General features: G+C 61.5%; 17 protein-coding genes. 8 read left to right on the top strand and 9 right to left on the bottom strand.

Features of this window, described 5'->3' with window-relative positions:
• Positions 1-120 precede the first annotated feature (120 nt).
• Entirely contained in the window at positions 121-1,188 is a 1,068-nt protein-coding gene (locus HJB83_RS23935; protein WP_221132909.1) for a GGDEF domain-containing protein, read from the top strand.
• Between the two features lie 50 nt (positions 1,189-1,238).
• Here the strand turns inward: HJB83_RS23935 and HJB83_RS23930 are convergent, their stop codons facing one another.
• Both HJB83_RS23930 and HJB83_RS23925 read right to left on the bottom strand, forming a co-directional pair.
• Positions 1,239-1,850, bottom strand: coding sequence for a pyridoxamine 5'-phosphate oxidase family protein (locus HJB83_RS23930; RefSeq protein ID WP_221132908.1), 612 nt, complete (start codon positions 1,848-1,850; stop codon positions 1,239-1,241).
• 35 nt (positions 1,851-1,885) lie between these two features.
• A complete protein-coding gene (locus HJB83_RS23925) occupies positions 1,886-2,866 on the bottom strand; it encodes an alpha/beta hydrolase (protein WP_221132907.1) in 981 nt (326 codons plus the stop codon).
• 47 nt (positions 2,867-2,913) lie between these two features.
• Between HJB83_RS23925 and HJB83_RS23920 the strand changes: the two genes are divergently transcribed.
• On the top strand, positions 2,914-3,381 hold the full coding sequence (locus tag HJB83_RS23920) for a MarR family winged helix-turn-helix transcriptional regulator (protein WP_221117131.1): 468 nt from the start codon (positions 2,914-2,916) through the stop codon (positions 3,379-3,381).
• A 3-nt stretch (positions 3,382-3,384) separates the two neighbouring features.
• Here HJB83_RS23920 and HJB83_RS23915 read toward each other — a convergent pair whose 3' ends face one another.
• Together HJB83_RS23915 and HJB83_RS23910 are read right to left on the bottom strand one after the other, a co-directional pair.
• A complete protein-coding gene (locus HJB83_RS23915; RefSeq protein ID WP_221132906.1) occupies positions 3,385-4,575 on the bottom strand; it encodes a low temperature requirement protein A in 1,191 nt (396 codons plus the stop codon).
• A gap of 22 nt (positions 4,576-4,597) precedes the next feature.
• Entirely contained in the window at positions 4,598-4,972 is a 375-nt protein-coding gene (locus HJB83_RS23910; RefSeq protein ID WP_221117133.1) for a gamma-butyrobetaine hydroxylase-like domain-containing protein, read from the bottom strand.
• Positions 4,973-5,155: 183 nt separating this feature from the next.
• Between HJB83_RS23910 and moaA the strand changes: the two genes are divergently transcribed.
• Positions 5,156-6,202, top strand: coding sequence for a GTP 3',8-cyclase MoaA (moaA, locus tag HJB83_RS23905; RefSeq protein ID WP_221132905.1), 1,047 nt, complete (start codon positions 5,156-5,158; stop codon positions 6,200-6,202).
• 268 nt (positions 6,203-6,470) lie between these two features.
• Here moaA and HJB83_RS23900 read toward each other — a convergent pair whose 3' ends face one another.
• Positions 6,471-7,247 carry a class I SAM-dependent methyltransferase gene (locus tag HJB83_RS23900; protein ID WP_221132904.1) on the bottom strand — a complete coding sequence of 259 codons (777 nt, stop codon included), beginning with the start codon at positions 7,245-7,247 and terminating at the stop codon, positions 6,471-6,473.
• Between the two features lie 124 nt (positions 7,248-7,371).
• Between HJB83_RS23900 and HJB83_RS23895 the strand changes: the two genes are divergently transcribed.
• The 3 genes from HJB83_RS23895 to HJB83_RS23885 are packed head-to-tail and all read left to right on the top strand — an operon-like array spanning position 7,372 to position 10,331.
• Complete coding sequence (locus HJB83_RS23895; protein WP_221132903.1) at positions 7,372-8,508, top strand: ABC transporter substrate-binding protein; 1,137 nt, start codon at positions 7,372-7,374, stop codon at positions 8,506-8,508.
• A 6-nt stretch (positions 8,509-8,514) separates the two neighbouring features.
• Entirely contained in the window at positions 8,515-9,585 is a 1,071-nt protein-coding gene (locus HJB83_RS23890; protein ID WP_221132902.1) for an iron ABC transporter permease, read from the top strand.
• The gene (locus tag HJB83_RS23885) at positions 9,579-10,331 is read left to right on the top strand and encodes an ABC transporter ATP-binding protein (protein ID WP_207580714.1); all 753 of its coding nucleotides are present in this window, start codon (positions 9,579-9,581) and stop codon (positions 10,329-10,331) included. Before HJB83_RS23890 ends, HJB83_RS23885 begins: the two co-directional genes overlap by 7 nt.
• 22 nt (positions 10,332-10,353) lie before the next feature.
• Here the strand turns inward: HJB83_RS23885 and HJB83_RS23880 are convergent, their stop codons facing one another.
• From HJB83_RS23880 to HJB83_RS23865, 4 genes are all read right to left on the bottom strand, one after another.
• The gene (locus tag HJB83_RS23880; protein ID WP_221159666.1) at positions 10,354-11,304 is read right to left on the bottom strand and encodes a sugar-binding transcriptional regulator; all 951 of its coding nucleotides are present in this window, start codon (positions 11,302-11,304) and stop codon (positions 10,354-10,356) included.
• A gap of 21 nt (positions 11,305-11,325) precedes the next feature.
• A complete protein-coding gene (locus HJB83_RS23875) occupies positions 11,326-12,792 on the bottom strand; it encodes an FGGY family carbohydrate kinase (protein WP_207580716.1) in 1,467 nt (488 codons plus the stop codon).
• Between the two features lie 67 nt (positions 12,793-12,859).
• Positions 12,860-13,816: a transketolase family protein gene (locus HJB83_RS23870; RefSeq protein WP_207580717.1), complete on the bottom strand. Its 957-nt coding sequence runs from the start codon at positions 13,814-13,816 to the stop codon at positions 12,860-12,862.
• Complete coding sequence (locus HJB83_RS23865; protein ID WP_221132901.1) at positions 13,813-14,625, bottom strand: transketolase; 813 nt, start codon at positions 14,623-14,625, stop codon at positions 13,813-13,815. The genes HJB83_RS23870 and HJB83_RS23865 overlap by 4 nt, the downstream gene beginning before the upstream one ends.
• A 205-nt stretch (positions 14,626-14,830) precedes the next feature.
• Between HJB83_RS23865 and HJB83_RS23860 the strand changes: the two genes are divergently transcribed.
• Positions 14,831-15,811 (top strand): ABC transporter permease, encoded by a 981-nt coding sequence (locus tag HJB83_RS23860; RefSeq protein WP_207580719.1) that lies wholly within the window; start codon positions 14,831-14,833, stop codon positions 15,809-15,811.
• 118 nt (positions 15,812-15,929) lie between these two features.
• Complete coding sequence (locus HJB83_RS23855) at positions 15,930-16,859, top strand: sugar ABC transporter substrate-binding protein (RefSeq protein WP_207580720.1); 930 nt, start codon at positions 15,930-15,932, stop codon at positions 16,857-16,859.
• The last annotated feature ends 11 nt before the right edge of the window (positions 16,860-16,870 follow it).

The following is a 16,870-nucleotide window of genomic DNA, read 5'->3' as shown; positions in this document are numbered from 1 at the left end:
GTATTGGCCAGTCATGGACTTATCGTATGTAATCTTTGGTATATATCGCTTTAATCTTTTCCCAAGAAATTTAAGCTACCAAATAGATTATTGCCTTCGAATATATGAGGAGTTCGCCGGATGAACACGGCTGTCGCGCCCAAGGTGCAGGTTCCCGACGTAGCGGGCCAGATCACCTATGCCATGCGCTCGATGGGCGTTGCGCCAATACCGCGCAACTACGAACTCTTCTACGAAGCCTATATCGGCTCCAACCCCGCGCTCACCCGGGACCTTGCAGCCCTCGGCGGCCAGGCGACGCAGGCCGAGCTCGACGAGCTAGGCGCGCAGTATTTCACCAGCAGCCCGGCCCGCGTCTTCGACGACGCCCATACCCGCATTTCAGGCGAACTCGATGGACTGCTGCGGGTTCTGAGACAGGAGCAAAACTCGCTGGAAAGCTATACAAGGCTACTCGGCGAGACCCATAAGCGCATCACCTCCAAAAGCAATGCCAGCGTCGAACTGATCGAAAACGCCATCGAACTTTTGAGCCAGGCGACCGGCGACACCATGGCGCACGGCGAACGCACCGTCGGCGACGTCGTCCAGCGCTCGCAGGAGATGGATCAGGTCCGCAAGGAACTCGATGAATATAAACGCATCGCCAATACCGATTCGTTGACGCGCCTTTCCAACCGCCGCGCCTTCGACGAGCGCCTCGCCGCCGTCTTCAACAATCCCGGCATGCGGCCGGTGACGGCCCTGCTGCTGGCCGATATCGACAACTTCAAGAAGATCAACGACACCTACGGCCATCCCGTCGGCGACAAGATTCTCGCCACCGTCGCCTCCGTCATCCGCAGCAATGTCCGGCGTGATGTCTTTGTTGCCCGCGCCGGCGGCGAGGAGTTCGCGCTGATCATCGACGGCAACACGCCCGAAGAGATCACGGCGATCGCCGAGCGCATCCGCCGCACGCTGGAAACCACCCCGTTCAAGAATTCCCGCACGCGGGTCAATTACGGCCCGATCACCGTCTCGATCGGCATCTGCATGGCCTCCAGCGCCGAAGATGCCGGCGAACTCTACAGCAAGACCGACATCGCCCTTTACGGCGCCAAGAATGCCGGCCGCAACTGCACCATCCTCTATCAGGACGGCATGCAGAAGGATTTCACCAAGAGCTGGCTGATCTACAAGAGCTGACGGCAAGTCCGCGCCACTGGCACGCTGTCACCCCACAGGTGACGGCGGTTTTACCACATCGTCTTCGCCGCGCGTCCCGGCCATTCCCGGTCGTAGGTTTCCTGGTCGAAATCACCGACCGCGGCCTTCAGCATCTGGCCGGGTGTCGGCAGGCCCGCCGGATCGGCGAAATGTTGGCCATTCCAGAGTTCGGCCCGCATCACGGCGCGGGCGCATTGGAAATAGACCTCGTCGATCGAAATCACCACGACGGTGCGGGGATGTTTGCCATCCATCTCGAAACTCGAAAGCACTGCTTCGTCGTCCGAGACGACGCCGCGGCCGTTGATGCGCATCGTCGTGTTCGAGCCGGGGATCAGGAACATCAGCGCCAGCCGGGGATCGCGCACGATATTGGAGAGCGAGTCGACGCGGTTGTTGCCGCGCCAGTCCGGCAGATGCAGCGTCTCGTCGTCGACGACGCGCACCACGCCGCCGAGATCGCCGCGCGGCGAACAGTCGAGCCCTTCCGGCCCGACGGTGGCAAGCGCTGCGAACGGCGAAAGCGCGATCATCTGCCGATAGAGCGGCGTCAACCGCTTCGTCACCTTGTCGACCGACGCCTGCGAAAGCCCGGCGCCGTAGATCGTGTTGAGCTCTTCGATGCTGCTGATGATTTTCATGAGGCGTCCCGCCGCGCTTGATATCGGGACGGACGCTACAGCGCCGCACGCTTTACCGGAAGCTCAAAAAACGGAATGATCTCAGCAGCGTTTTTGATGCCTTCGTCGGCCATGTCCTCCTCGCCTTGGACAGCTCCGAGAAACGCAGCGATTGCGGCAAGAACCGGAGCGGCGGCGAGGATGCGCCGGTGCCCGAAACCGTTCGCCCAGAACAGCCGGACGCCCTCGCCGGCTGCCTGATAGCGCCGGGCATGGGCCGGCGGCACCTCCTTGTCGTCCTCGGCATGGATGACGAGCACCGGCCGGCCGATCGCACTCGCCGCATCGCCAGCATCGAAATCCTCAAGTCTCCGTCCGGTGACGCGATGAACCTCATTCTCCAGCGCCGCTTGCGCGGCCGGGCGAAGGCCGATCATCCGGCCGAAATCGGTAAACAGCCAGGCCATTTCGCTTGGCGCACCGATCAGCACCAGCCGCTCAGCCGTGACAGGAGCGACATCGGGCAGCAGACCCGCCACCGATACCACCAGCGCCGCGCCGCCGAAGGAATGGCCGATGACCGCATCGAAGGCGCCGAAGCGTGCCTCGATCGCGGCAATCGCCTTGACCGCAAGCCCCATGTGCAGGAAGCGCCGGCTGGCACGTCCGTGGCCGGGAAAATCGAGGGCCACCACCTCCGCGCCCGTTGCCGAAAGCATCGAAACGAGCTCGGCCATGTATTCGGTGCTCGAGCCCCAGCCATGCGTCACCAGATAGCGCTTGCGTCTTCCTCTCGCCCCGCCGTTCAGCCGATAGGCATGCGTTTTCGCCCCGCCGGCAAGTCTGAGGGTGAAACGTTCGGCGCCGTCAAGCCGGGCCGCGCCCGCCGCATGCGCCGCCTTGGCTTTTGCTCCCTTCGGCCGCGGCGACGGCGTCCTGCAGAACAGCAGGAACGCCGCCCTGCCCGCCAGATCCGGCGAAACCGCCTGTAGCAGGGAGAACCCGAGGCGGGTGACCTTGCGCGCAAAATTTGCCATAGTGAGAATCCAAAAGACTGTTCAACACTGAACAATAAAGTACAACGATGAACAAAAATCAATCCCTTCCCTGGGATCATCCGCGTTTTCGCAGCTGGATCGCGGTGGCGCGCGCCTGCCAGCTGATGCAGCAATCGCTGACCCGCTCGCTGGCCAATCTCGACATCAAGCCGCCGCACCTCGACATCCTGGTCAATCTCTATCGTTTCGAAGCCATCTCGCAGCAGGAGCTGGCCCGCAAGCTGCTGGTCGGCCGCTCCAACATGAGCATGCTCCTGCCACAGATGGAAAAGCGCGGCTTGATCGAACGACGCGGCGATGCGCGCGACAAACGCGTGCTGCGCCTCTATCTCACACCGGAGGGCCGCACGTTGACCGAGGCGGCGATGGTGATCCAGACCGATCTGATCGAACGCTCGCTTTCGCAAGAGCCGATCGAGCAATGCATGGCGACCACCACCTCGATGGAGCGCATCATCACCGTGCTTCTCAGCGATCTCAGCGACGAGGATTGATGGTCAATGCAGCGTCGGCGCTGCCGCCGTGCCGGTCAGCGAGCGGTATTCCCAGGCGGCGACGATAATCAGCACCAGCGTCGCCAGAATGCCCATCAGATAGATCTCGATGAAGGGTGCAGCGAAGGCCAGCAGGATCAGCAACACCAGGCCGGCCAGATGCGACAGCGGCAGCTGCCCGCTGGTGGCCCCCTTGAACCAGAGATTGCCGATCAGGAACAGGCCGGAGCCGCCGAGCACCGCCGCAGTGATGCCGAGATCGCCGGTCTCGTGCGGATGCGAGAACATGAATTCGACTGCCACCGCATGGACGATGATGCCGGCCAGGATCGGGATATGCCCATAGGTGAAGGCGAGCCGCGCCAAGGCCCCCGGCGTCGCCTCATGCTCGATGCGGTGGGCGGCGCGCCCGTGGCCGAAGCGGAAATAAAGCCACCACATGGTGACGGTGCCGATGAAACCGGTGACGAAGACGATGCCGGTCAATCCCGAAAACGGCAGCTCGGAAAAGGTGCGGCCGGAAACCAGGATTGCTTCGCCGAGGCAGATTATGACGAAGAGCGCGCAGCGCTCGGCCATATGGGCGCCGGAAACGTCCCAGTCGCCCGCCGTCGAGCGGCCGAGGCCAGGCACGGCAAAGCCCGCGGCCGGACCGGCATATTCGATTGCCAGCGCGATCACCCAGGCGATCAGCCGCGCCTCGTGATCGAGCAGCCCGCCGGCAATCCAGAAGACGGCGGCGACCACGAGCCAGGTGGTGATGCGGATGAAATTCAGCGTATTGGCGCGGTCGACGCGTGTCATCGCATAGGTGGTAAACAGCGAGCGCCCGACCTGCATCGCCACATAGGCACCGGCGAACAGCAGCCCCTTGTCGCCGAAGGCCTCGGGGATAGAAGCTGACAGCAGCAGCCCGAGCATCATCAGCGCCACCAGCATGCCGCGCACCGGCGTCTTGTCGGGGTCGAGCCAGTTGGTCACCCAGGCGGTGAATATCCACACCCACCAGACGGCAAAGGTCATCAGCGCCGCCTCGGCGGCACCGAGCGGCGTATAATGGGCGGCGAGCGCATGCGAAAGCTGCGAGATCGAAAAGACGAAGACCAGATCGAAGAACAGTTCGAGGAAGGTCACCTTGCTGCCGCTGGCGCTGCCCTTGGCGCGCAGCCAGTTCCTTCCGTTCGTCTTCGCCATGTATCCCCCGATACCCATTATTTCAGCGCGGCTTTTGCGCCGTATCGCGGTCCAAGCCCTTTTCCCTGAGCTCGTCCTCATAGGCCGAAAACAGCTCAGCACCTCGTTGGCCGAGCTCGCGCAGATAGGTCCAGGTGTAGATGCCAGTGTCATGCATGTCGTCGAAACCGATCCGGACGGCGTAATTGCCGGTCGGCATCATCGAGATGATCGCGACATTGCGCTTGCCCGGCACCGTCACCTTTTGCCCCGGCCCGTGGCCCTGCACCTCGGCAGACGGCGACAGCACGCGCAACAGCTCTGCCGACAGGTCGAAACTCTGGCCGTCGTCGAAGGTTATCGCCAGCCTCTGACGATCTTTCGAAACGCGGAGTTCGCTCGGCCAGATATCGCTCATCTCTATCACCCTCTTTCCCCTGGAGAAGTAGGCGTTCGCCTTTTTCGAGGCAAGAGCAAATTAACGTGTGCGAAATCCGTTTCCCTTGACGGCGCAATCACATATGCACAAATAGAAAGATATCGCTTGAAAACAGGCAGGCATCCCGTCTGGCGTGCTTCAGATCCCGTTGCGGAGGAATTGGTGAATACGAGAGTAGGAACGATAGGCAACGCATCGCCGCTGGTGGCGGATGCACATCCGATGATCGACCCCTTCGGGCGGGCGGTCACCTATCTCCGCGTCTCCGTCACCGACCGCTGCGATTTCCGCTGCACCTATTGCATGTCGGAAAATATGACCTTCCTGCCGAAGAAGGACCTGTTGACGCTGGAGGAGCTCGACCGGCTCTGTTCCGCCTTCATCGACAAGGGCGTGACGAAGATCAGGCTGACCGGCGGCGAGCCGCTGGTGCGCAAGAACATCATGTATCTGGTCCGCCAGCTCGGTGAGAAGATCGGCTCCGGCCTCGACGAGCTGACGCTGACGACCAACGGATCGCAGCTGGCCCGCCATGCCGAAGAGCTTTATGATTGCGGCGTGCGCCGCATCAACGTCTCACTCGACACGCTCAACCCCGACAAATTCCGCAAGATCACCCGCTGGGGCGATTTCGACAAGGTCATGGAAGGCGTCGATGCGGCGGAGAAAGCCGGGTTGAAGATCAAGCTCAACGCCGTGGCGCTGAAGGATTTCAACGACGCCGAGATGCCCGATCTCCTGCGTTTCGCCCATGGCCGCGGCATGGACCTGACCGTCATCGAAACCATGCCGATGGGCGAAATCGAAGAAGACCGGACCGACCAATACCTGCCGCTCTCCAAACTGCGTGCCGATCTCGAAGACCAGTTCACCCTGACCGACATCGACTACCAGACCGGCGGCCCGGCGCGTTACGTCAGGGTCGCCGAAACCGGCGGCCGCCTCGGCTTCATCACCCCGATGACCCATAATTTCTGCGAGAGCTGCAACCGCGTCCGCCTCACCTGCACCGGCACGCTCTATATGTGCCTCGGCCAGAACGACGCCGCCGATCTTCGTTCGGCCCTGCGCGCCAGCAAAGACGACGCCCTCCTCCGCACCGCCATCGACGAGGCCATCACCCGCAAGCCCAAAGGCCACGACTTCATCATCGACCGCACGCACAATCGTCCGGCGGTAGCCAGGCATATGAGTGTTACGGGGGGGTGAGGCCCGGTTCCCGCGAAGCGGGGAGCGATCGATCCAGTGAATCGATCGCAGGGCCGAACGCCCTGAGCCATGCGAAGGGCCGGGATACGGTGCGGCATGTCCCTTCTCCCCAGCGGGGAGAAGATGCCGGCAGGCAGATGAGGGGGTGAGCGGCAAAGCCGCGAATGCACTGAGCGGAAGCGAAGGGCAATATGAACGGCATGCCGTGCGGCCCCCTCATCCGACCCTGCGGGCCACCTTCTCTCCGCCGGGGAGAAGGGAGATCACATCACCCAGGCTTACGCGCACAAATCGCAAACCGCTCCTGCACCATACGCTCAAGCCCGCGCAGAAACGGCATCTTGCGCGCCTGCGCCCAATGAATGTCGCTAAGCTTGCGATCGACGACGATATCGACGAAGCCGGCCTTGCGCAGAAGATCGACCACCGCTTCCGCCGGCATTTCATGGGAAAAATGCACGCGTGAGCGGATCTTCTGATGCCGCGCCATCATTTCCGGCGACATGTGGCTTGCCGCAGGCCTGCCGGAGATTTTCGTCCAGAGCTTCTGCAGGCCCTTGACCCAGGTTTCCCGACCCATGTTGCCGTCGACGATCAGCACCTTGCCGCCCGGCTTCAGCACCGCGAACCATTCTGCGAAGGCCGACGCCGGGTCCACCAGCGTCCAGATGAGATGCCGGTTGGTGATGACGTCGTAGCTACCCCGTGGCTCCATCGTGTTTTCGGCGTCGCCGGAAACGAAGCGGATATCGGTGCCGCGCTTCTTCGCCTTGGCGCGTGCCTGCGCCAGCATCGCATCCGACCAGTCGAGCCCGGTGACCGCAAAGCCGACATCATGCATCAGATGCGAAATGACAGCGGTGCCGCAGGCAAGATCGAGCGCTGCCCGCCCCTGCCCGTCGCCGAGATGTTTTCGGATCAGCCGCTGCCAGCCCTTCCGCTCGCCTTCCGAAAAGATTTCATGGCCGACGCTCTGGTCGAAGGTTTCAGCCCTTTCCGACCAGAAATCGCGGATTTCATCGCGGATCGAGTAGTTTGTATTCATCGAATTCACCTTGAGTGCCCCGGCAGTGCATCAGTTTGGAAATGCTCTAAAACATATAACTTGATTCACAAAGTCATATTTCTTATGGCTGCGGACATTATTCAGACGTCAGGGGAATTTCCAGATGAATTTCGTGAAAATGCTCGCAGTCTCCGCAGCTGCGATTGCCGGCCTAATGCCGCTATCGGCCTGGGCGCAGTCCTTCACCATCAAGGATGTCGCTGGCCGCGAAGTCAGCTTCGACAAGCCGGTCGAGCGGGTGATCCTCGGCGAAGGCCGCATGCTCTACGCCGTCGCGCCGATCGAGAAGGAAGATCCCTTTGCCAAGATCGTCGGCTGGCGCAACGACCTCTGGACCACCGACAAGGACGGCTTCAACGCCTATGTCGAAAAATTCCCCAAAGGCAAAGACCTGCCCTTCCTCGGCAATCTCACCGACGGCACGCTGCAGACCGAGACGGTGGTCAAGCTTCATCCGGATGTGCTGCTGCTCCCGATCGGCAACAAGACGGCAGCGGACGAGGTGAAACTCGAAGAGATGCTCGCCGGCATCGGCGTCAAGATCGTCTATATCGATTTTCGCGAGCACATCCTCGCCAACACCGAACCGAGCCTGAAGATCCTCGGCCAGCTCTTCGGCCATGAGGACCGCGCCGAAGCCGTCGCCAGCTTCTGGAAAGAGCAGATGGCACGCGTCACCGACAGGCTGAAAGCGGCCAATCCGCCGAAGCCGAACGTGTTCATGTATCGCGCCGCGGGCTTGGTCGAGTGCTGCGGTACCTTCGGTCCCGATAATTTCGGCCTGATGGTCGATTGGGCCGGCGGCCACAATCTCGGCTCCGATTTCCTGCCGGGTTATACCGGCTCGATCAATGCCGAGCAGGTCGTCGCCTCCAATCCCGATGTCGTCGTCGTCACCGGCTCCAACTGGAGCCAGACCAAGAATGCCAAGGACTTTGTTAATGTCGGCCCGAACGCCGCTTCCACCTTCGGCGACAGTCGCAAGGCGCTGAACACGCTGATGGAAAACCCGGCCTTCACCGGCTCCAGGGCGGTTGCCGGCGGCAATGTCCATGCGATCTGGCACCAATTTTATACCAGCCCCTACCAGTTCGTCGCCGTCCAGCAGCTGGCGAAGTGGTTCCACCCGAATCTCTTTGCCGATCTCGATCCGGATGCCACCTTCAAGGAATTCCACGAAAAATTCCTGCCGGTCGCCTATCAGCCGGGTTACTGGGTCGACGCCAAGGCGGCTGAGTAACCCGCGATGGCCGAGGTCGCCGCCATATCGATCGAAGCCGAAGCCGGGAGAGAGCGCTACCGCGCCCTTGCCCGGCGCAAGCTTTTGATCCTGGCCGCCATGACGGCGGCGCTCTGCCTGTCCTTTGCCGTCGATCTCGCCTGGGGCCCGGCCCGCTACAGCCTGGGTGAGGTCGTCGCCGCCCTCCTCGACCCGTCTTCCGTTTCCGATCAGGTGCGGGCCGTCGTCTGGAATATCCGCATGCCGGTCGCCGTCATGGCCATCGTCGTCGGCGCCTCGCTTTCGGTCGCCGGCGCGCAGATGCAGACGATCCTCGCCAATCCGCTCGCCAGCCCCTTCACACTCGGCATCTCGGCAGCGGCAAGCTTTGGCGCCGCGCTTGCAATCGTCACCAGCGTTCCGCTTCTGCCTGTGGCAGCCGGCCTGCTGGTGCCCGTCAATGCCTTCATCTTGGCGCTGATCGCCACGCTCTTTATCCATTTCGTCTCGCAGGCCCGCGGCGTCTCGGTGCAGACGGTGGTGCTGCTCGGCATCGCCCTGGTCTTCACCTTCAACGCGGCTCTCGCCTTCCTGCAATATCTCGCCTCCGAACAGGCGCTGTCTGCAGTCGTCTTTTGGACGATGGGCAGCCTCACCAAGGCCACCTGGCCGAAAATCTGGGTGACACTTGCCGTGCTGCTGCTGGCCCTGCCGCTCTTTGCCCGCAACGCCTGGGCGCTGACGGCGATCCGCCTCGGCGAGGACAAGGCCGCAAGCTTCGGCGTCAATGTCCGCCGCATCCGGCTGGAAACCATGCTGGTTGTCTCGCTGCTTGCCGCCGTACCCGTCAGCTTTGTTGGCACCATCGGTTTCGTCGGCCTCGTCGGGCCGCATATCGCCCGTATGATTCTCGGCGAGGATCAGCGCTTCTTCCTGCCGGGCTCGATCCTCTCCGGCGCGCTGCTCCTGTCGCTGACCTCGATCGTCTCGAAGTCGATCATCCCCGGCGTCGTCTTCCCGATCGGCATCATCACCGCGCTGGTCGGCGTGCCCTTCTTCTTCTCGCTCATCCTCTCGAACAGGAGCCGGTCGTGGTAGCGCTTCAATTGCAGTCGGTCGGCGCCTATCACGGCCGCAACCTCTTCGTCGAAGACGTCACGACGCCGGTGATGAAATCGGGCGAGTTGATTGCGGTGATCGGCCCGAACGCCGCCGGCAAATCCACCCTCTTCAAGCGCATCACCGGCCTGCTCAAGGGGCCGGGTCACGTCGTCGTCGAAGGCTCGAAGACGAAAAATGCCATCAGCTACATGCCGCAGGATACCTCGGCCAATGCCGTGCTGACCGTCTACGAATCCATTCTGCTCGCCCGCAAGCAGGGCGAGTCCTGGGCCGTCGGCGACGGCGACCTGCGCTTCATCGACGAGATCATGGCAGCCCTCGATATCAGCGCCCTGGCCTTCCGCGATCTCGGCGCGCTCTCCGGCGGCCAGCGCCAGCTCGTCTCGATCGCCCAGGCGCTAGTGCGTGAGCCCGAAATCATGCTGATGGACGAGCCCACAAGCGCGCTCGACCTCCACCGCCAGGTCGAGGTCCTCGACTTCATGCGCCGCCGGGCCCGTGCTAAAGGCATGATCGTCCTGGTCGCCATCCACGACCTCAACCAGGCGCTCCGCTTCGCCGACAAAGTCCTCGTCATCGCCAATGGCCGCATGCGTGCCTGCGGCACCCCAAGCGACGTCGTCACCGCCGAGATGCTGCGGGAGATTTATAAGGTCGAGGCCCGGGTGGAAAAATGCTCGCTGGACCACGACCATGTGATCGTTGATGGGAAGGCTCATTGAGCTTAGCCAAAATCGGCCGGCCTCAGTCGATCAATCGCTGCGCGGTAAACTTGTCCGTGACAAGCATGTCGATCACCCCCACGCGGAGTGCGCCTGCGATAGCGTCCGTCTTTTTGGACCCGCCGGCGAGTGCAATCACCCGGTCCACGCGTTCAAGCTCCTCGAGCGGAAGTCCAATGACCCGGTCGTCCAGCGGCGTCTTGACCGGCTTGCCATTCTTGTCGAAGAAGCGAAGCGAGATGTCGCCGACGGCTCCCGCTTCCGCGAGATCAGACAGTTCGCGCGATGAAAAGATGTTGCCGGACCGCGCGAGAAGTTCGGACGGTTCGACGGCTCCGATTCCGACGATCGCCAGCGTGATGCTGCCGAACAGGTCCATCGTCTCCCGGACGTACGGATCGGCCTGCATAAGAAGTTTTGCCTCTTTGGACGTCGTAACGCCCTGCACGGCAAGCAGTTTCGGCTCAGCGCCGGTCAGCCGGGCAAGCCGCGTGGTAAGCTGCGTCGCATGCGTCTGTACGGAAGGATCGCCCATGCCGCCAAGGGTTTGGACGACGAACTTCGCCTGAGCGCTCTTCTGCGGATGAATGTTCTCCACCATCTTGAAGATGGTCTGGCTCCAACTCGAAACGCCGATGATCTCCCCCGGCGCAAGCGTCACCTCCAGGAGGTGGGCCGCCGCCTCTCCGATACGGGCCATGATGGCGCCGTCCCGGTCTTCCGTGCACTCCACGACGATCGCCTCCGGCAGATCATATTTCTCGCGAAGCGCGCGCTCAAGCTCGCTGTAGGTGCCGACGGGGGGAGTGACGCTGGTTCGCACGATATCTTCAGCCTCGGCACGCTTGAGCATGCGCGACACCGTCGCCTGCGACAGGCGAAGGTGCTGTGCGATCTCCGCCTGTCGCCGTCCCTCCAAGTGGTACATCTGGGCGACCCTTGATATGAGGCGGAGTTCGTTGAGGCGAGTCATCGCTAATCCCAGTGTGAATTTTTATTCATCATTAGCGGTTGTATCGCGTGACGTCGAGCGGGCAAGTGCATCATTCCATGTATCCAGAAGCACCGCGCGATCCACCGGTTCCGGGTCAATGATCTGCGAGCTCCGAGGCAGCTCTGCGATAACATTAAGATCGCTCCACAAACCAAGTGAGAGACCTGCGAGATAGGCGGCCCCCAAAGCCGACGCCTCGGGTGCTTCGCATTGGATCACGGGATGTTCGATGAGGTTGGAGACACACTGCATCAGGAAACGGTTCTGGCTCGGGCCGCCATCGACATAGAGCGCTCCGAGTTCGCCGCCGCTTTGTGCTCGCATGGCGGCGATCACGTCGTGCACCTGGAAGGCGATCGAATCGGTGACCGACCGCGCCATTTGCGCACGGGTCGTATTGAAATTGATCTGGGAAAACAGGGCACGGGCGTCGGAGTTCCAATAGGGTGCGCCCAGTCCCACGAATGCGGGCACGAAACCCGGTCCGCCGGGTTCGGCGCTCGCCGCAAGTTCGACAAGGGCTGCCACATCGGAAAGGCCGAGAATATCAGCCATCCAAGGCAGGCTGGCGGCGCAAACGAGAATATTGCCTTCGAAAGCGAAAGTCGGCTTTCCCCCGAGACGCCAGGCGACGGTCGTTGTGACGCCGTTGCGTGGCGGAATAAATCGCGCAAGCGTCGTCATGATGGAAGAGCCGGTTCCAAAGGTTACCTTGCCATCACCCGGCTTGAAGGCGCCATGACCGAACAGCGCCGCATGGCTGTCTCCGATCGCGGCCATGATCGGCGTTCCATCCGGCACGCCTGGCAAGCCTTGCGTCCTGCCGAAGTCGGCAGAGCTGTCGAGCACCTCGGGCAGCAGCGCGATATCGACGCCGAAAATCTCGCCGAGTTCCTCGCTCCATCTCTGCTCCTTCAGATCGAACAACTGGCTCCTGGCGGCATTGGAAGCATCGCAGACATGCCGGCGCCCGCCCGTCAGGCAGTGGACCAGCCAGCTGTCGACTGTTCCCAGCCGGACCGACCGCCCGGCTGGCATACGGTCGAGCAGCCATCGGAATTTCGAACCCGGAAACATCGGATCGAGTGGCAGGCCTGTCAGCGTCTGCACACGGTCAAGGCGGCCTTCGGCAATCAGACGTTCGCAATCCTGTGCCGTTCGACGGCACTGCCAGCTGACCACCGGTCCAAGCGCCTCTCCCGTTTCGGCGTCCCAGGCAGTGACAGACTCGCGCTGGTTGGAAATCGCCACGGCCGCGATAGCCACGTCGGGGGTGGCCTTCAGGCAGGCGTCGATCGCCTCGCAAACGGATGCGTAGAGCCGGCGTGGGTCCTGTTCGACCCAGCCTGGTTTCGGATAGGTGATGCCGACCGGCGCCGAACCCCTGCCGACAATGTCTCCCTTTTCGGAAACGAGAACGGCCTTTGAATTGGTCGTGCCCTGGTCGATTGCCAGAATTGCCCGCATTCTTTCCTCCCCGGATCAGACGGCAGCCGGGGTGAAAATGCGCCCCGGCCGGTCCACGCGATCCTAATTACTTGCGCCTGATCAGCGACTGTGCGGCGTCGGCGATTGCCGACGGCGCCATCCCGAATTCGTCGAGCAGGAACTCTGCCGAACCGGTTGGAGCGTAGACGCCGGGAACGCCAAGACGTTTCATCGGCACTGGAGCATTGTCGACCACCACTTCGGCGACCGCGGAGCCGAGCCCGCCGAAGATCGAATGCTCTTCGGCCGTGACGATCGCTCCGGTTTCCCTAGCCGCAGCGATGATGGCGTCCTCGTCGATCGGACGAACCGTTGCTAGGTTGAGCACTCTGGCATTTATGCCGCGTTCTGCGAGGATCTCAGCGGCCTTCAAAATTCGATGGGTCAAAGTGCCGTTGGCGATAAGGGTGACGTCGGAACCCTGGCGAAGCAGGTTTGCCTTGCCAAGTTCGAACTTGTGACCCTCCGGAAGTAGATCCGGCACACCGACGCGAGACAGACGCAGGAAACAGGGCCCGTTATAGGCCGCGGCCCACTCGACCGCAGCAGCTGTTTCGATGCGGTCACAAGGCGCAATGACCGGAAGATTGGGCAGAACCCGCGTCCAGGCGAAGTCTTCGATCGAGTGATGGGTCGGACCGAGTTCGCCATATGCCATCCCGGAAGAAATGCCGACCAGCTTGACGTTGGCATTCGAATACGAAATATCCGCCTTGATCTGCTCCAGCGACCGTCCCGTTAGAAACGGCGCGGCGGCGCACACGAACGGAAGGCGCCCGCCATTGGCGAGGCCTGCTGCAACACCCACCATGTTCTGCTCGGCGATACCGACATTGACGAGGCGCTCTCCAAACCTAGCCTTGAAGCCGCCGAGCTTGGAGGAACCGACGGAGTCGTTGCAGACAGCAACGATCGTTTCGTTTTCGGCTGCCAGCCGTTCAAGCGTGGAGGCGAATGCGTCGCGGCAATCGTAGAGCTTGGCTGCGTTTATGGGCGCGTTCATGCCAGTGCCTCCGACAATTCTGCCACTGCGATGTCGTATTGTTCCTTGCTCGGTACCTTGTGGTGCCAGTCGACTCGGTCTTGCATGAACGAGATTCCATGCCCCTTGTTGGTGTGAGCAACGATGCAATGCGGTCTCGATCCCCGGTGTTCGAGGGCCGAAACGACTTCGCACATCGTGTTCCCGTTGATCTCGGTGACCTCCCAATCGAAAGCTTCAAGCTTCGGACGAAGCGGGGCGAGATCGTTGGTTTCCGAAAGCGCGGCGCCCTGCTGGAACCTGTTGTGGTCGATGACCAGCGTCAAGTTATCGAGCTTGAACTGCGCGGCCGCCATGATCGCTTCCCAGTTGGAGCCCTCCTGCATCTCACCGTCGCCGGTGACGACATAGGTGTGATATCTAGCGCCCGAGAGCTTGGCGGCTTTCGCCATTCCGACTGCGACGGGAAGACCGTGGCCGAGCGGCCCGGTATTGGTTTCGACGCCAGGAACCTTGTTGCAGTTTGGATGCCCGTTCAGCCTCGAATGCGGCTTCAAAAAGGTCGAAATCTCCTCCTCCCGGATGAAGCCGCGTTTTGCGAGCGTCACATACAGAGCGCATGCCGTATGTCCCTTCGAAAGAACGAACCTGTCGCGGTCGGGGTGCTTCGGCTGATCGGGCCATACATTCAGCACACGAAAATAGAGGGCCGTCAAAATGTCGATGACCGACATTTCCCCACCGATATGGCCGGCGCCCGCTTCGAAGACCGCCTGGAGATCGCGCAATCGGATCTCGCGAGCGACCCGCTCGAGTTCTGTCGTATTCATGGGTTCCTCTCATGCATAAATATTCATTCATCAATATTTTTGCACAAGAAGCCGATTAGTCAAGCCCTTTAAGCGGCACACCGGCGAATGGAAGTCCAGAAATCCTGTTGACAGCCAGAAAGCAACTTGTTAATGAATTTTCCAGCATCAGTGAATATTTATTCTAAAGACGAACTAGCTGTCGGCCTGGGCATAGGGAGGAACAATGGTGGCGCTCGATATCAATGAAAACGGGCTTTCGTCCGGCGCCTGGTTGAGCAAGCTCAAGGGAGCCACCGGCCCGCTCGTCGGGCTGCTCGCGCTTTGCGTCTTTCTGAGCGTCAGCACCGACACGTTTCTTTCGGTTCGAAACGGCCTCAACATTCTCGATCAGATCACGGTCCTCGGCATCATGGCCGTCGGAATGACCTTTGTCATTCTGATCGGCGGCATCGACCTCTCCGTCGGCTCGGCCCTCGCTCTTGCGATGATGGTCATGGGCTGGACTGCAAATGTCGCCGGCCTGCCGCTGCCGGTTGCGATCGCTTTTGCTCTGGTCGCATCGGGGGTTTCGGGGCTGATCGTCGGACTTCTCGTGACGCAGTTCAGGGTTCCGGCCTTTATTGCCACTCTTGCGATGATGTCCGCGGCTCGCGGCGTCGCCAATATGATCACGGACGGCCAGCAGATCGTCGGATTCCCCGACTGGTTCATGATGCTGGCAATCGACCGCCATTTCGGCGTGCTGACCGCCACCGTGTTTCTCATGCTTGCGGTGGTTCTTGCGGCGTGGCTTTTCCTGCACTTCCGCTCCGAAGGTCGCATGCTCTACGCGGTAGGAGGAAATCCGGAAGTCGCGCGCCTTGCGGGCATCAACGTCCCGCTCGTCACGATTGGCGTCTACGTCGTAAGTTCAGTCCTTGCGGGCCTCGCAGGCATCGTACTCGCCGCCAGGCTGGATTCAGTCCAGCCGTCCAGTGGTCTGGGCTATGAGTTGGACACCATCGCTGCGGTCGTCATCGGCGGGACTTCGCTCTCCGGCGGCGCGGGCGGTATCGGGGGAACATTGATCGGTGTTCTTATCATCGGCGTCCTTCGCAACGGCCTCAATCTTCTCAACGTCTCGCCGTTCCTGCAGCAGGTGATCATCGGCATCGTCATCGTACTCGCGGTCGGCGCGGAGACTATTCGTCGGCGTCGCGCCTGACGAAACGGGGTCCGCCGCGTCGGCGGGCCGGACATTCCGCGCCAAGGGTTTGGGGCGGATCAATACCCCGAGGGGGAGGACATACCCGAGGGTTCCATCAAACAACGGAGGAAATACAATGAAAATTGCGCGCACCATGCTCGCGTCTGCTGCACTGCTCGGCCTCACGCTCAGCCCCGTACACGCAGCGGAACTGAAGAAGCTCGGCTTGGCCGTTGCCAACCTTCAGGCAAACTTCTTCAACCAGATCAAGCAATCGGTCGAAGCCGAAGCCAAGAAGCGCGGCATCGAAGTCATCACGGTCGACGCAAAGGGCGATGGGCCGACACAGGTCAATCAGATCCAGGACCTCCTGACCCAGAAAATCGACGCGCTGATCTACATTCCGGCAGGTGCGGCCGCTGCGACCGTTCCGGTCAAACTCGCAAAGAGCGCTGGTATTCCGGTCGTGAACGTTGACCGCAACGCCGAGGGAGCACCCGGCGATACCTTCCTTGCAACGGATTCCGTCGCGTCTGCCAAGGCGGTGTGCGACTACATCCTGAAGGAAGCCGGCGGCAAGGGGAAGATGGTCATCATCCACGGCCAGAAGGGCACGACGCCGGAAGTCGATCGTTCGAAGGGCTGCGCTGAATCTCTCAAGTCATATCCGGACGTCAAGGTTGTCGCCGAGCAGTTCTCGAACATCTGGAGCCAGGACGAAGGATTCCAGATCATGCAGAATATGCTGCAGGCAAATCCGGACGTTTCCATCGTGTTCGCCCAAGCCGACGGCCTCGCCCTTGGCGCCGCACAGGCGATCAAGGTCGCCAATCCTTCCCAGAAGATCGTGGTTGGCGGCTTCGATGGTGACACCGCAGCTCTCGAAGCGCTCAGCAAGGGCGTCTTCAACGTAACTGCGACCCAGCAGACGCAGAAGATGGGCCGCGACGCGGTTGAAAACGCCGCCAAGCTTGTTGCTGGAGAGAAGGTGCCGCCGGTCCAACTTTTGGATGCCACCCTGACAACCAAGGAAAACGTCGCAGGCTTCATCGCCAACCATCCGTAATGAAGTCGAGG

This window comes from Rhizobium sp. NZLR11 (assembly GCF_019685115.1).
In the GTDB taxonomy this organism is placed as follows: domain Bacteria; phylum Pseudomonadota; class Alphaproteobacteria; order Rhizobiales; family Rhizobiaceae; genus Rhizobium.
This window is presented reverse-complemented; position numbering and strand designations above follow the sequence as displayed.